Source organism: Kitasatospora sp. NPDC056651, from assembly GCF_042792155.1.
GTDB lineage: Bacteria > Actinomycetota > Actinomycetes > Streptomycetales > Streptomycetaceae > Kitasatospora.
Map to the genome: position 1 here is coordinate 1 of NZ_JBHTWX010000032.1, position 14826 is coordinate 14826.

General features: G+C 74.7%; 9 protein-coding genes. 2 read left to right on the forward strand and 7 right to left on the reverse strand.

The genetic code is table 11. The annotated features are described in order from the left end of the window. Positions 1 to 393: 393 nt before the first annotated feature. The 3 genes from ACFRAR_RS15180 to ACFRAR_RS15190 form a co-directional block, all read right to left on the reverse strand. Positions 394 to 1308: an ABC transporter ATP-binding protein gene (locus tag ACFRAR_RS15180; RefSeq protein WP_380698567.1), complete on the reverse strand. Its 915-nt coding sequence runs from the start codon at positions 1306 to 1308 to the stop codon at positions 394 to 396. A gap of 140 nt (positions 1309 to 1448) precedes the next feature. Then, positions 1449 to 4268 carry a hypothetical protein gene (locus ACFRAR_RS15185; RefSeq protein WP_380698506.1) on the reverse strand — a complete coding sequence of 940 codons (2820 nt, stop codon included), beginning with the start codon at positions 4266 to 4268 and terminating at the stop codon, positions 1449 to 1451. Positions 4269 to 4347: 79 nt separating this feature from the next. Further along, positions 4348 to 7803, reverse strand: a complete 3456-nt coding sequence (locus ACFRAR_RS15190) for an FtsX-like permease family protein (RefSeq protein WP_380698507.1) — start codon at positions 7801 to 7803, stop codon at positions 4348 to 4350. Between the two features lie 242 nt (positions 7804 to 8045). On the opposite strand from ACFRAR_RS15190, the gene ACFRAR_RS15195 reads away from it, so the two are divergent. Continuing rightward, positions 8046 to 8783: an HAD-IIB family hydrolase gene (locus ACFRAR_RS15195; protein ID WP_380698508.1), complete on the forward strand. Its 738-nt coding sequence runs from the start codon at positions 8046 to 8048 to the stop codon at positions 8781 to 8783. A 161-nt stretch (positions 8784 to 8944) separates the two neighbouring features. Here ACFRAR_RS15195 and ACFRAR_RS15200 read toward each other — a convergent pair whose 3' ends face one another. Continuing rightward, complete coding sequence (locus ACFRAR_RS15200) at positions 8945 to 9094, reverse strand: hypothetical protein (protein WP_380698509.1); 150 nt, start codon at positions 9092 to 9094, stop codon at positions 8945 to 8947. Positions 9095 to 9182: 88 nt separating this feature from the next. Here ACFRAR_RS15200 and ACFRAR_RS15205 point away from each other — a divergent pair, with 88 nt between their 5' ends. After that, positions 9183 to 12050, forward strand: a complete 2868-nt coding sequence (locus ACFRAR_RS15205; RefSeq protein ID WP_380698510.1) for an NACHT domain-containing protein — start codon at positions 9183 to 9185, stop codon at positions 12048 to 12050. A gap of 3 nt (positions 12051 to 12053) precedes the next feature. Here the strand turns inward: ACFRAR_RS15205 and ACFRAR_RS15210 are convergent, their stop codons facing one another. Genes ACFRAR_RS15210 through ACFRAR_RS15220 form a run of 3 tightly spaced genes read right to left on the reverse strand, consistent with a single transcriptional unit; the run spans position 12054 to position 14823 of the window. Continuing rightward, positions 12054 to 12620 carry a hypothetical protein gene (locus ACFRAR_RS15210; RefSeq protein WP_380698511.1) on the reverse strand — a complete coding sequence of 189 codons (567 nt, stop codon included), beginning with the start codon at positions 12618 to 12620 and terminating at the stop codon, positions 12054 to 12056. Continuing rightward, positions 12617 to 14017, reverse strand: coding sequence for a hypothetical protein (locus ACFRAR_RS15215; RefSeq protein ID WP_380698512.1), 1401 nt, complete (start codon positions 14015 to 14017; stop codon positions 12617 to 12619). Before ACFRAR_RS15215 ends, ACFRAR_RS15210 begins: the two co-directional genes overlap by 4 nt. Further along, a complete protein-coding gene (locus tag ACFRAR_RS15220; RefSeq protein WP_380698513.1) occupies positions 14014 to 14823 on the reverse strand; it encodes an ABC transporter ATP-binding protein in 810 nt (269 codons plus the stop codon). Before ACFRAR_RS15220 ends, ACFRAR_RS15215 begins: the two co-directional genes overlap by 4 nt. Positions 14824 to 14826: the final 3 nt, after the last annotated feature.

Here is a 14826-nt window from a genome sequence, read left to right on the forward strand (position 1 = left end):
TTTGGCACGCTGTTGAGTTCTCAAGGAACGGACGCTTCCTTCGGACTGCCTTCCAGCAGGCCCTCCGGGCTTCGTTCTTTCGTGTTTCCAGCTTACCAGACGCTTTCCGCTCCGTTTTACCGAGGCTTTCCACTTCCGACTTGCCGGCGCCTTTCGGGGCTTGGCGCCCCGTTCGACGTTTCAAACTCTAGCCGGTCTCCGCTGCGAAAAGCGAATCCGGCCGCAATCCGATAAAACGAACGTTTCTGATTGGATTGGCCGCCCGGGACCGTCCACGCCAACGCGTGTCCGGTGTTCTCCATCAGGCGACTGGAAGACAGTACTCCTCCTCCACGCCCGGCACAAACGCCCAGGGGGACTCCCGGCGCCGCCCGGGCCACCACCGGTCCGATTTCACGACGGACCCGGTTCCTCGTCTCCCCCTCCTCCCGCCGCCGGCCGGTCGTGGTCGGGCCACACGGTGATGTGGTCGCGCTCCAGGACCAGCCGCACCCGGTGGGCCAGGCCCAGGGACTCGGTGAACTCCCTCGGCAGCTGGAGCCGGCCGACCCGGTCCAGCACGGTGTACTCCTGGACGGCTGTGGAGCCGTCCGCACCCGTGACGGCCGGGTGGCGCAGCACCTCGGTGGAGGTGCGCCCGTCGCGGATCCGCACCGTGCGGCCCACCTGGTCGGCGACCAGGGGGTCGTGGGTGACGATGAGCACGGTGGTGCCCAGTTCCGCGTTGGCGGCGCGCAGGGCCCCGAAGACCTCCTCCGAGGTGGTGGTGTCCAGCTCTCCGGTGGGCTCGTCGGCGAGCAGCAGCCGGGGCCGGTTGGCGAGGGCCACGGCGATGGCCACCCGCTGCTGCTCGCCGCCGGAGAGCGCGGCCGGGGTGCGGTCGGCGGCCCGGGCGAGGCCCATCAGGCCGAGCAGTTCCGTCGCCCGGGCGGCGCGTTCGCGGCGCGGCACTCCGGCGTAGCCCATCGGCAGTCGCACGTTCTCGTGAGCCGTCAGGTAGGGCAGCAGGTTGCTCGCGGTCTGCTGCTGGATCGTTCCGACGGTCCGGCGCCGGTAGGCGGTCCGTGCGCGCCGGCCGAGCGCGCCCAGGTCGGTGCCGTCCACCACGGCGGTGCCGGCGCTGGGGGTGTCCAGGCCGGCCAGGATGCCGAGCAGGGTGGACTTGCCGGAGCCGGAGGCGCCGACCAGGGCCATCAGTTCGCCCTCCCGCACGGTCAGGTCGAGGCCTTGCAGGGCCTGCACTTCCACGCCTCCCCGGGCGGTGGAGCCGGTGCGGTAGATCCGCACCAGGCTCTCGCAGGCCACCATCGGCCGCTCGGGCCCGGTCCCGGTGGCCGGCTCGGTCCCGGTCCCGGTGGCCGGCTCGGGCCCGGTCCCGGTGGCCGGCTCGGGCCCGGGATGGCGCCCGGCGCCGGCTGCCGGCTCGGGCCGTTCGGTCGGACGGTCGGTCACAACGCCTCCCCCAGTCGTAGGACGGCGCCCAGGCCGCGGCGGCGGCTGATCGCCGCCTCCAGCGCGGCGGCCGCCGTCACCAGTACGGCCACCGAGACGCCGAGTGCCGTGGTGGTCGTCCAGTCGATGTGTGCGGCGGGCTCGAACGGCCCGCCGGTGAGTGCCCTCAGCCGCAGGGCGGGGCCGAGCGCGCCGGGCAGCAGCAGGCCGAGCGCGGTGCCGCCGACGGCCGCGGCCAGCAGCAGCGGCAGCAGTTGCAGCAGTTGCAGGCCGAGCACCGCGCGGCTGCCGGTGCCCAGGGTGCGCAGGTAGGACGAGGTGCGGGCGCGTTCGGTGGCGCTCAGCAGCAGGTCCAGGGTGAGCGCGCCGAGCGCGAGCAGCAGGCCGAGCCAGGTGGTGGCCCGGAACGCGAGCCCGACCGAGCGGACCAGCCCGTCGCCGCGCAGCAGGTCGAGCTCGGCGGCCCGGTCGCGGAACTCCACCGGCGCCCAGACGTCGCCGCCGGGGGCGAGCTGCGCGGCGGCACCGGCCCGTACGGCGGCCGGGTCCAGCGGCGGTCCGTCGGCGGTCGGGTAGAAGAGGACGGCGGACGGGTGGCGGTTCTGCGCGGGCAGGCGCTGACCGGACGGTCCGCCGAACAGCAGCAGCGGGCCCGACGGTCCGGTGCCGAGGACCGGCCCGAGCACCGGGTCGCGCAGCGCCTCCTCGGGCAGGGCGCCCACCACGTGGACCAGGACGCGGCTCGTGCCCGGGGCGGAGACCTCGAAGGTGGCGTCGGGGAAGCGGGCGGCGAGTGCCGGGTCGGCGAGCGCGGTGAGCACGGGGACGCCGCCGTCCCCGCCGGAGCGCCCGACCGGCGCGTCCGTCCCGTCGGCGGCCAGCAGGGCGCGGGCCACCGCGGAGGACGGTGCGGCCGCGCCCAGGACGGCGGCGTCCAGTCCGACCAGCTGGGCGCCGGGGAGGGTGGTGCCGTCGTCCTGGGAGGTGAGTTCCGCGGTCAGAGCGTTGACGGGCACCTGGTGGCCGACGGTGGGGATCTTCGCGAGGTCACCGGACAGCCGGTCGTGCGGGCCGACCAGGGCGGCGGCCGCCCCGCCGGTGCGCCACTCGGCGGTCTGCGTCCGGCTGTCCGCGACGGTGCGCTCCACCAGTCCGCCGAACACCCCGTACCCCGTGGCCAGCACCAGCACCAGCAGGGCGAGTGCGGCCGCGCCGCTGCGCGCGCCGGCCCGGGCGAGTGCCACCAGCGGGACGAGGCCGCGTGACCGGCGGGCCCAGTGGGTGGCCCGGAGGACCGCCGGGGGCAGCAGCCGGAGCAGGACCATCACCGTGACCAGCGCCAACAGTACTGGGGTCATGGCGAGTTGGAGATCGATGCCGGAGCCGGCGAAGGTTCCGCGGGCGCGCAGCGCGGCCAGCGAGCCGCCGGCCAGCAGCAGCACCAGGGCCTCCAGCACGATGCGGCGCGAGCGCGGTACCGGGCGGGCCCGCCCGGCCGAGCCGAGCAGTACCGCGGCCGGCGCCCACCAGATCAGCAGCACGGCGGCCAGCGCCGGCACCGGTGATCCCGGGTCGGCGCCCGGTGGTGTGAGCACCCGTCCGATCGCCCAGCCCGCCGCGACACCGGCACCGACGGACACCGCCGCTTCCGCCAGCAGTCGGCCCGCGATCCCGAACAGATCGGCTCCGCGGGAGAGTTGGAGCGCGAAGGCGCCGGCCCGGCGGCGGACGCCCAGCCGCGCGGCGGCGACGGCGGTGGCCACCACGACGGCGAGCAGCCCGGCGAGCGCGAAGCCCTGGAGCTGTTCGGTGCGCCCGCGCTGGGCGGCGAAGGCCTCCAGCTCGGGGCTGAGCCGGTCGGTGACGGTGATCGTGGGCACCACGTGGTCGACCAGCGAGCAGCGCCGCTCGGACAGGCCCTCGCACAGCCGCTCCAGGTCGGTGGCACGCAGTCGGGCCAGTCCGGCGCGCAGGTCGGCGAGCCCGGCCGAGGTGGCGGCCGGGCCGGAGCGGTCGGTCGCCACCGGCACGTCCCAGGTCACGCGGAGTGCCTGCCCGGTCGCCTGCTCGATCCCGCCGGCGCTGGTCAGCAGCTGGGCGTCCAGCTCCCAGCCGGCGCGCGTCTGCACCCTCCAGGGTGCGACCAGCATCGGGAGCCGCTGCCAGAGCCGGCCGGCGCCGTGGTCGGTGCGGAAGACCCCGACCAGGACGATCTGGGCGCTCCACCGGTCGCTCGCCACGTCGAACTGTTGCCCGAGCGTCAGGCCGAGCCGCTCCGCGACCGTTTCGGAGACCGCGACCTCGATCGGGGGCCGCCTCACCGACGGGCCCGTCGGGCGCGGCGGCTGGTCCGGCGCGCGGCCCCGGACGTACTCGACCGGGCCGCTCGGCGCGTCGGGCTGGGCGTGGACCAGGCTGACCGCCGCCGGCAGGGTGTACCCGGCGGGCGCCGGCAGGGTGTACGCGGTCGCGCTCTCGGTGACCACCCGGGCCTGCGGCGTGCCCAGCGCGGCGGTCAGTCCCGGCGTGCCGGCGCCCCGGAGCCGGGCGCCGATCCCGTCCAGCTCCCGGTCGAGGGAGCCGTCGGTCGGCGTCCCCAGGTCGAACGCCCGGGCGGTGCGGGTGTCGACCGACAGCAGCGGCCCGGTCAGCTGCGCGCGGGCCAGCCGGTCCGCGAGCGAGCCGGCCGCCAGCCGGTCCAGGCGCGGCGGCCAGCACAGCGGGATGGCCGTGGCCAGCACGGCGAGCAGCGCGAGCACGGCCGCCACCGGCCAGGCGATCCGCGCCTCGCGCCGGATCAGGCGCAGTGTCAGCATGTGGGGCTCCCCCCGTCGGAAGGTCCGTCCTGGTGCGGCGCCCGGGCCGCGGCCGCGCCCTGCCGGGCCGTCGCCGGGCTCATCCGTTCTCCCCCGCGCGCAGGGCCCGGACCAGGTCGACCCGGGCCAGCAGCCGGGTGAGGACCAGCAGCGCGACGGCCATCAGCAGGCCGCTCGCGAGCGCCGTGAGCGCGGCGGCGGGCCGGCCCGGGGCGGTGGCCGGGGCCGGGTAGAGCGGTCCCCCGCCGTCGTCCAGCACGGTGAAGGGCAGGAGCAGGGCCGCCAGCAGCAGCCCCAGCAGGGCGCCGAGCAGGACGGGCGGCGCGGTCACCGCCAGCTGTTCGGCCCGCAGCAGTCTGGTCAGCTCACGGCGCCGCACGCCCAGGGCGCGCAGCACCGCGAACTCCCGCTGCCGGGTCCGGACCGCGCCCACCGCGTGCAGGACCAGCGCGGTCACCGCGAAGAGCGGCGCGGTGACCACGACCAGCAGCCAGGCGCAGCGCAGTCCGGTCCGGAAGGGGTCGTTCGCCAGGTCGGCGGCGACCTGCGCGACGCTCTGCACCCGGCCGAACCCGGTGTGGCCGTCGACGGCGGCCCGGGTGGCCGCCGGGTCGCCGCTGGTCAGCCACCAGCGGTCCACGTCGAGCGGTGCCATCCCGGTGGCCGCGCGGGTGCCGGCCACCGCCCGCAGGTCCAGCAGGAGGTGGCCCTGGATCCGGTCGTAGCCCGGCAGGGCGCTGACCTCCCCGGTGATCCGGACCCGCTGGGCGCTCCGGCCGTCGTGTTCCCAGGAGAGCTTGAGGGTGTCCCCGACCTTGGCGTCCACCGCGTCGAGCAGTGCGCGGTCGGCGATCGCGGGGAGCACCGGGAGCGCCGGCCCGCCGGTCCCGGACGGCGGCCAGTCCCGGGGCATCACCCCGAAGGCCAGGTCGTCACCGATCCGGTCCAGCTGGTCGGAAGGCCACGGGGAGCGCAGCACCGTGCGCAGCAGGGCGGAGCCGTCGCTCGACCAGGCACAGGCCCCGGCCCGCGGTTCGAGCTCGTGCCACGGGTCGCGGACGGTGCCGGGGCATTCCAGCGCCACCAGGTCGGGGGCCGCCGTGCCGGCGGGGAACCAGAGCTGTCCCGACGGGAGTTCGAGGGCGGTCCGCTGCCCGGCGGTGACGGCGGCGACGCCGGACACTTCCAGGTCGACCGTGAGGCGCCGGGTCAGCGCTCCCGGGAAGTGCACGGCGAGGCCGGTGAGCGTCAGCGGCCGGGCGCGCCGGTCGCCGTCGGGCAGGGGCACGGTCACGGTGTGCGGGCTGCCGTCGGCCGGCAGCGGTGCGGTCGGCCGGTCGACCATCCCCCGGGAGTCCTGGAGCAGGAGTCCCAGGCCCAGCCCGGGGACCGGTCCGTCGGCGGTGGCCCGGACGGTCACCTCCAGCGCGGTCGGCTCGCCCGGCACCGGGATGCCGTGGGCGGGCACGGCGGTCAGCGGGGCCAGCAGTTCCGGGACCGGCCGGCCGGTCTGGTCCGGGCGCAGCGCGGGCAGCCGTCCGGTGGCCGCGGCGGCGGTGGTGTCGAGGGCGACGGTCTGCACGACCGTGTCGCCCACGTAGGCGGACTGCTCGGCGACCGGGGTCACCCCCGTCACTCCGGGCAGGGCGGCCAGCACGGCCTGGCGCTGCGGCGGTGCGCCGGTCACCCCGGACAGCCGCAGGTCGGCGCCCACGGTGTGGAACGCCCGGGCCCGGTCGCTGTCCGGGAGCGCGGCCAGCACCCCGGCGGCCAGGCTGCCGCAGGCCACGGCCAGCAGGGTCACCAGCACCGGGACCGCCTGGCGGCCGGTGTCCCGGCTCAACCGCCAGGCGCCCAGCGGCAGGACCAGCCCCCGGGCCCGCCCGGCGGAGCGCTCCAGCAGTCGCCCGACCAGCGGCAGCAGCCGCAGCAGCAGCACCGCGCCGGCCACCGCCATCGCCGCCGGGGCGAGCACCAGCACCGGATCGGTCCCGGAGTCGAAGCCGGAACCCGCGCCCGCCGCCACCAGGCCGCGGTAGTGGCGCAGTTGGAGGAAGCCGAGGACCGCCACCGCGAGCAGGGCCAGGTCCGCGCCGGCCCGTTGCAGTCCCAGCCGACGGGCGCCGCGCGCGCGCAGGGCCCGTCCGGCGCCCGGGTCCAGTGCCTGCCGGGCGAGCGGCAGCAGCAGTGCCGCGCCGTGCACCGCCGGCGCGAACCCGGCGGACCACCAGGCGGTCCGGCCGGCGTCGGCGGCCAGGGCGTGCGCCTCGGCGCCGCCCACCCCGGCGGCGCGCAGCACGGCGGCGAGCAGCGGTCCGGCGAGCAGCAGCCCGCCGAGCGCGGCCGGCAGTGCGACCGGCAGCCATTCGCCGGCGGCCGTGGCGAGCAGGCGCGGCGCGCCGGCCCCCCGGGACCGCTGGAGCGCCTGCTCGCCCGCGACCGCCTCCGCGAGACGGCGGGCGGTCAGCACCAGGACCACGGCGGAGAGTACGGCGAGCAGGGCGAGCGGTACGGCGATCTCGGCCCTGGCCGTCAGGGCCGCCGTCACCTGGTTGTCGACGGCGGCGGGGAACCCGCTGCGCGCCGCGGTGTCGGCCAGCGCCGGGGGGCCGCCGCGGTAGACGGAGCGGGCGGTGTCCCCGCGGGCGAAGGCGGCCACCCGGTCGCGCAGGGCGGCGAGTTCGGACAGGCTCGCCCCGCCGGTGTCGGGCAGGGCCAGCCACACGGCGAGGGTGGTGGCGGCGAACGAGGGCGAGGCGGTCAACTGCCGGCCGTCGACCAGCAGCAGGGGAAGGGTCGCGGCATCGGGACCGCCGAGGCCGGTCCAGAGCGCGGTGGCGGCCGGGTCCGGCCGGTAGACGCCGGTCACGGTGAGGGTGAGGGGTCCGCCGGTGGCGGGGTCGTGGATGACGGCGGTGCCGCCGGTGTCCAGGCCGAGCCGGTCGGCGGCGGCCTCGGGGAGGGCGACGCGCAGGCCGCCGCCGGCGACGGGGGCGGGGGCGGCGGCGGCCGGGGTGGCCGGGGCTGCCGGGGTGGCCGGGGCTGCCGGGGCGTCGGCGGGGGCCGGGACGGTATCGGGGGCGTTCGGGGCGGTATCGGGGGCGTTCGCGGCGTCCGGCCAACTCCCGCTGCGCAGCCGGGCGTAGCGGCCCGGGTCCGGCAGCCCGACCGGGCGCAGGGTGAGCGCGGTGTCGGTGGGCCGCCGTCGCGCGGCGGGCGGGAGCGGCAGATCCACGTTGACGGTGGTGCGCAGCGCGGGCTCGGTGCGGAACGGAGTGCCGGCCATCGTCCGGGCCAGCGCCGCCCGCACCGCCCGGTCGGCCTCCGGCAGGCCCTGCGCCATCCAGCGCGCGGCCACCTCGACCGACCGTCCGGCATCGGCGGCGAGCCGCTGGCGCACCCCCGAGGTGGCGGCCGACTCGGCCAGCCCGGCCACCGCGGACAGCACCGCCGTCGCCACCAGGATGCTCACCGCCACGGCCGCCAGTACGAGCCCGTGTCTGCCGAACCGGCGCCCGGCCCCCGCCAGTGACATCCGCTGCTCCCCTCGGATCGAGCCCGTCGCGATAGCCGGACTTGGCGTCAGATTTGCTTGGACGGACCAGAGTTGAGAATCCATCGCGATCCTCCACTGTGGTCTGTACCAATTCCTTGTCCAGTTGGACGCGCCACCACCCCTCCCGGGTTCAGCCCCCTCCACCACCCTTTCGCGCCGGGCCGGAACCGGCATGAGATGGCCGCTTCAAGACGGCGCACGGCCGTGTTAGCGTCCCTCGGATGTCGAGGATTCTGGTCACCGATCTGGACGGCACCCTGCTCGGCGGCACCCGGGAGGACCGGCGCCGTCTACGCGACGCCCTGGCCGGCCACCCCGAGGTGACGATCGTCTTCGCCACCGGACGCGCACTGGCCTCCGTCCGGGAAGTCCTCCGCGACCCGCTCGTCCCACCGCCCCGGTGGATCATCGCCGACGTCGGCGCCACCGTCGTCGACGGCACGGACCTCACCCCCGTGGACCCGGTGCAGGAGCAGCTGCGGACCGGCTGGCCGGGGCCGGACCGGGTGCGCGCCGCACTGCGCCGCTTCCCCGCGCTCGTCTACCAGCAGGACGTCGCCCAGGACGGCCGCTGCTCCTACCGCCTCGCCCCCGACCTGCTCACCCGCGAACTCACCACGGTCGTCGAGGACCTCGGCTGCGCCTGGGTGTACTCGGCGGACCGGTACTTCGACGTCCTGCCACCGGAGGCCTCCAAGGGCAACGCCCTGCGGGCCCTGGCCGGGAAGCTGGGCTGGCGAACCGACGAGATCCTCGTCGCCGGCGACTCCCTCAACGACCTCTCGCTGTTCCGGACCGGCGCGCACGCGGTGGTCGTCGCCGGGGCCGAACCGGCGCTGCTCACCGCCCTCGCCGAGGACCCGCTCGTCCACCGCCCCGACCGGGCCGGCGCGGCCGGCATCCACGCGGCGCTGGGGGAACTGGGCTGGCTCACCGAAAGCCCCGCGCACCCCACCTGACAGCACGACCTGGTGGTCGCCCACCACCTCCCGCCGCCGCACTGGAACAGCGAGAACCGGCAGCCGCCCGGCAGCCCCGACGGCACCTGCCCACCCTGACCAGCGCCGCCCGGACCGTCCGCGCCCTCGGCCACCCGAACCCGGGGGCGAGTTCCGGCTGTTCACCATGCGCGGCGGACGAGCGCGTCGAGCAGCATCCGGAGCACCGTACGGGCGGCCGAACGGCGCGCGGGCTGCCGCGACCAGACGGCGGGCAACACCACGCCCAGCACGAGGAGAAGGAGCAGAGCGGCAGCGAGCAGCGGGAACATCGGGCCTCCATCAGCCGGGGGTTTCACGGACTGGGCCAATCTCACCGATCGGGCGTTCACCACCGTTCGGATGAACAAAGATGAACGCATGAGTGAGCCGCAGCCGCCTTCGGCGGAGGCCGTCGCGCGCAGGGACCTGACCTCGATCCTGCGTCACGGAATGACCCGACAGCGCCTGACCATCGAGCAGTTGGTGCGCCGATCCGGCCTCGGCCGGACGACCGTCAGTCAGGCGTTGAACGACAGCGGGAGCATTCCGAGCGACCGGACGCTGCGCGAGCTGGCCCGGGTGCTCCATCTGTTCCCAGAGCAACTCATCGAGCTCCGGCGGACGTGCGCTCAGGTTCCGGCGAGGAAGCCCGACCCCGACGCCGAGTTCGAAACCCGCTATCGCACGTACCTGGCCAGACGGCACAGCAAGTTGGAGATCATCGGCCTGGACCTCAGCCACGACCGCTCCCGCTGGCCCCTGGACACCGCCTACCTCAGCCTCGAGCTGGCAACCGTCCCGGAGGCCTTCAGCCGTCACGAACAGGCTGGCACCGCGCCCACCGTCCACGTCCAGCGTGCCGAGGACACGCTCGGCGGCCTGGACCGAATCCTGGTCCGAGGACTCGCCGGCAGCGGCAAGACCACCCTGCTGCAATGGCTCACCGTGGCGACCGCCAAGAGGCAACTACCCTCTCAGCTCAAGCCCTTGAGAGGACACATCCCGTTCCTACTGCCGCTGCGGACCCTGGTCCGACAGCATTCGCTCCCGTCCCCGGCGGAGTTCCTCGATCACCTGGACTGCCCGCTGGCCGCCGCCCAGCCCGCCGACTGGGCCGACCGGGTGCTGTCCTCCGGGCGCGGCATGGTACTGCTGGACGGAGTGGACGAGGTGCCGCAGGCCGACCGGAAGCGCACCTTTCGGTGGCTCGACGAGTTGCTGGCCGCCTACCCGCACTCGTTCTTCGCCCTGACCACCCGGCCGACCGCCGTCCGGGAAGGGCAGTTCGTCGGCGAGGGCTTCGTGGAGCTGACAGTCCGACCGATGGGCACCCGCGATGTCACCGTGTTCATCGACCGCTGGCACGAGGCCGCACGGGACCGGAACACCACTCCTGAGGAGGCTGCCCAGCTGGCCGGCCTGGCGGAACGGCTCAAGGACACCGTGCGCGCTCAGTCCAACCTCTCCCAGCTGGCCACCACCCCGCTGCTCTGCGCCCTGATCTGCGCCCTCCACCGCGCCCGCAGGGGCCACCTTCCACGCGGACGCAAGGCTCTGTACGACGCCGCGCTGTCCATGCTGCTGGTCCGCCGCGACGACGAACGCGACGTCGTGGCGCCCGAGGGCATCGCTCTGGACGAGCAGCAGAGCATCCAGCTGCTCCAGCGCCTCGCGTACTGGATGATCCGCAACGGCCAGGCGGAGGCGGACCGGGCCGACGCCGAGCACGAGATCGCCGCCGCGTTCCCGGCCATGCCGGCGGTCGCCGAACAGGGTGACGCCCCGGCGGTCCTGGACCACCTGATCGCCCGCACCGGCCTGCTCCGCCAGCCCACGGCAGAGACCATCGACTTCATCCACCGCACCTTCCAGGACTACCTGGGTGCGAAAGCCGCCGTGGAGGCGCGCGACTTCGGGCTGCTGGACCGTCACTCCGAGGACGACCAGTGGGAGGACGTACTGCGGATGGCCGTGGCCCACGCCCGGCCGGACGAGGCCGGGCGCATCATCACCGATCTGCTCGCGCGCGGCGACCGGATGCCTGAGCAGCAGGCCCGACTCCACCTCCTCGCCGCCACCTGCCTCGAGCACGCCGTCCAACTAGACCCGAAAGTCAGGTCGGAGGCGGTACAACGGGTAACCCGGCTGGTACCGCCGCAGTCATGGAGGCAGGCCGATCGACTGGCGGAATGCGGCACCATGGTGCTCGACCTGCTGCCGGGCCCGGAAGGACTCGACGACCACACACGGGCGCTCGTCGTCCACGCCGCATTGGGAATCGGCGGCGAGGCGGCCTATCCATTCCTGAAGCGCTACCGCAAAACGGCAGGACTGGAGCTCTGGAACAAACTCGGCTCAGCTTGGGATCCGAGCCGCATTGATTTCCAGGAGTACGTTCGTGAGATCCTCGCCTACTGCCCAGGAGACGGCCTGGTCAGAGTCAGAAAACCGGCGCAGCTCGCCCACGCCCCGTCCGCTCGGTCCTTCCCAACTCTCTGGCTCCATGGTTCCTTCTCAGCGAGGAATATCGACGAGTCCGGACAGCTGATTGGGAGGGACCAGCTAGCCCTCGTTGACAACAGCGTGATCGACAGCCTGGACTTCCTCCGTCATCACTCGCAGCTCACCTGGCTCGACCTGATCGGTTGCCCCAGGATCACGGACCTCGCCCCGTTGGTCGACCTGCCGCTCACATATCTCGGACTCGATCTGCCTGGCCTCCAGGACCTCGGTATCCTCTCCTCCTTCGAGCGGTTGAAGCACCTCCGCCTCAAGATGCCGAGTCGCTATTCCAACCTGGCCGAGCTTCCCGCACCGACTGGGCTGACCATCCTCAACCTACTGGCGTGCCCGCCCGGGCCGCGGGCGATCACCGGCATCAAACGTTTCCAGGACCTCACATATTTGGCGTTGCCGGCGGAATCGATTGGCGACCTAGGCGAGCTGAACGACCTTCCGATGCTGACCCAGCTCACACTTACTGCACCGGGCCGGACACTGCACGGTTCGCTCCCCAGGTTGACGACAGTCGCCCTGCACCGAATTACAGAGAGCATCGACCTATCCCGGCTGCGGCACACGTTTCCGGCTCTCCGGAACCTGTCCATCGGATTCGCCGGCCCGCTCGGCAACCTCGATCTCACTCCACTGCACGGCATCCCCGGCCTCACCGTGACCATCTGGGGCGAGTGCCGCCTCGTCGGAAGCGAATTGTTCCCACCCGGCAGCATCAAGCACAATCTGTGACCGCTACCCCCGCGGCCCCGCCGCCGCGTACACCACGGTGCCCGCCGCCAGCAGGGCCCACGGGGTCGCGGTGGACACCGTCGTGCTCGGCGAATAGACCATCCAGCCGACCACCTCCCCCACCACGCCGCCCGGAGGCGGCATCAGGAGCGTGAAGCCGAGCCAGCCGGTCGGCAGGATCCAGGCGAGCTGCGCCCCGAACAGTGCCGCCCCGAGCGCGGCCAGGCCGACCAGGCCCGCGCTGGTCCGGATGACGACCTCGGCGGGGGCGAGCCGCGCTCCCGTCGCCTGGACCGCCAGCAGCGCCGCGCTCGCGACCGCGCCGATGAGCAGCACGTGCGCCGCCCGGCGGGGTGCCCAGCGGATCGCGGCCGTCCGCTCCAGTGCGGGGTCCCAGCCGCCGAGCCCGACGGAGGCGGCCGCGACGTTCGCGGTGAGGACCAGGACCACCGTCCCCAGACTCGCCGGTTCCGGGCCGCCGAGGGCCCGGAGCGCCAGCGCGACGAGCGCCACCGCCGCGGCCGAGACGGGCACCTGCCGGGAACGGGCGTGCAGGATCAGCCACCTCATCGCGATGCCTCCCCGGTCAGGGCCCGCAGCAGGTCGTGGTGCGCGCAGGAGAGGGCTGCGGCGCGCAGGTCGGCGATCCGCGAGTGCTGCTCGGCCGGCGGCAGCGCCGTCAGCTTCTCCCAGGCGGCATCGGCGTCCGCCCAGGTGTCGAGCTCGTACGCGTCGCTGCCCTTCGCCTCCAGCGGTCGGAGTGCGGAGTCGTGCAGGGCCCAGCTCACGGCAATGCTCTGGGCGGGCACGTCGCCGGTCCCACCGCCCTCGCGGTCGTTGTGCCCGCGGCAGTTCGGCGCCAGCCCCTGGGCGATCAGCGCGCGGGTCAGCGCCTCGCCCGTCGCGTCGACGAACAGCCGTTCGTCGAAGTCGACCAGCACCACGTCGGCGGAGAGTCCGCGTGGCTCGCCGAGCGCGCGCAGCGCGGTGTCCTCCCGCACCGATGTCGGCGCCCGGTCGCCCAGTACCTCGTGCAGCACGCGTAGCGCCTCCGCACTGCGCGCCGCGAGTTCGGGCAGGCGTGCGGCGTTCGCCCGCGTCACGCACACCGGTCCGTCGCAGACCGGGGCGGCGGCGGCCTTGTCGATGACGTAGGTGTCGCGGGCGGTGGCCGGGAGGACCGCCAGCGCCAGGGCCGCGCCGGCCAGGACGGGGACCAGCGCGAGCAGCCGGGCCCGGCGGGTCACGGCCGACAGCAGGGCGAAGCCGGTGGCGAGCAGGCCGAGCAGCCAGAGCGTCTGGCCGAGGTGGACGGAGCCGGAGAGGGTCAGCAGCGTCTCCCGCGGATCCGCGGTCGCCGGGGACAGCAGGGAGAGCCGGTTCGGCCCGCGGCTCGACGGCACCTCCCCTTCGCTGTTCGGCCGCAGCAGGCCGCCGGTCACCACGAGGAAGGCCAGGACCAGGGCCGGCGGGGTGAGCACCGAGGGCAGGGCCCTCGCGACGCCCATGCCGAACACCGCGCCCGCGACCAGGGCCAGCGTCGCCACGAGCGAGATCGGCAGCCAGCCGAGCGACGTGTAGGAGCTCCCGCCGAGGGCCACCTGGACCCCGCCGGCCAGGACCAGGAGGCCGAAGCCCGAAGCCAGCGCGAGCGCCAGCGCGCCGGCCGGCAGCGCGGCCCGGCGCCAGGCCGGCAGCGGCGTGGTCGCCAGCAGTTCGGCCGTCCGCGAGCGGGAGTCGCGCAGCCCGTACACCGCGCCCAGGCCCACCACGAGCGGCCACCAGAAGGCCAGCAGGTACCTGGTCCACAGGGCCATCGAGGTCCACTGGGCCGTCCACCCGGCGGTGCCCTTCCACCAGATCCCGTCGATCAGGCAGAAGACCGCGAGGCTGCCGCCCAGGACGACGACGCCGGCCCACGGCGCGGCGGAGCGCCGCAGTTCGATGCGCAGCACACGCCCGGTCACCAGGTGCCTCCCCGCTGCCCGGAGGTGTGGAGCAGCGCCGAGTAGCCGCGCTCCAGGGGGCTGTCGCCCGGGTGCTCGGGGCCGCCCGCCGCCGCGAGTTCGTCGGGCGTGCCCTGGAAGACGAGGCGGCCGTCGGCGAAGAGCACCACGTCGGAGCAGGCGGCGGCGACGTCCTCGACCAGGTGGGTGGAGACGACGACGCAGGTGTCGCGGCCCAGTTCCTGCAACAGCTCGCGGAAGCGCAGCCGTTGGGCCGGGTCCAGGCCGGCGGTCGGCTCGTCCAGCAGCAGCACGGCGGGGTCGTTGACGATGGCCTGGGCGATGCCGGCCCGTCGCACCATGCCGCCGGACAGGGTCTTCATCCGGTGGTCGGCGCGGTCGGCCAGGCCCACCCGTTCCACGGCTCGTTGGACGGCCTCGGGGACCTCGGCCTTCGGGACCTCCTTCAGCCAGGCCATGTACTCGACGAACTCGCGTACGGTGAACCGCTTGTAGTAGCCGAACTCCTGGGGCAGGTAGCCGATCCGGCGGCGCAGGGCCCGGTGGTCGCCCAGTCCGGCGACGGAGGCGCCGAGCAGTTCCAGTTCGCCCTCGGCGGGGCGCAGCACGGTCGCCAGTGCCCGGATCAGGGTGGTCTTCCCGGCGCCGTTGGGCCCCAACAGGCCGTGGGCGCCGATGCCCAGGTGGAGGTCGAGTCCGTCGACGGCCGTCTTCTTCCGGCCTGCGCGTACTTTCAGGCCGGCGGCCCGGATCTCCCAGGCGTAGGTCTTCGGCGCGGTGTCGGCCGCGCTCATCAGGGGTGTCATGCG

What these genes read in the sequence shown, in the direction of transcription:
- ACFRAR_RS15210 (WP_380698511.1), bottom strand. Translation starts at nt 12,620, where the DNA reads ATGAGGTGGCTGATCCTGCACGCCCGTTCCCGGCAGGTGCCCGTCTCG.
- ACFRAR_RS15195 (WP_380698508.1), top strand. Translation starts at nt 8,046, where the DNA reads ATGTCGAGGATTCTGGTCACCGATCTGGACGGCACCCTGCTCGGCGGC.
- ACFRAR_RS15190 (WP_380698507.1), bottom strand. Translation starts at nt 7,803, where the DNA reads ATGTCACTGGCGGGGGCCGGGCGCCGGTTCGGCAGACACGGGCTCGTA.
- ACFRAR_RS15180 (WP_380698567.1), bottom strand. Translation starts at nt 1,308, where the DNA reads ATGGTGGCCTGCGAGAGCCTGGTGCGGATCTACCGCACCGGCTCCACC.
- ACFRAR_RS15205 (WP_380698510.1), top strand. Translation starts at nt 9,183, where the DNA reads ATGAGTGAGCCGCAGCCGCCTTCGGCGGAGGCCGTCGCGCGCAGGGAC.
- ACFRAR_RS15185 (WP_380698506.1), bottom strand. Translation starts at nt 4,268, where the DNA reads ATGCTGACACTGCGCCTGATCCGGCGCGAGGCGCGGATCGCCTGGCCG.
- ACFRAR_RS15200 (WP_380698509.1), bottom strand. Translation starts at nt 9,094, where the DNA reads ATGTTCCCGCTGCTCGCTGCCGCTCTGCTCCTTCTCCTCGTGCTGGGC.
- ACFRAR_RS15220 (WP_380698513.1), bottom strand. Translation starts at nt 14,823, where the DNA reads ATGACACCCCTGATGAGCGCGGCCGACACCGCGCCGAAGACCTACGCC.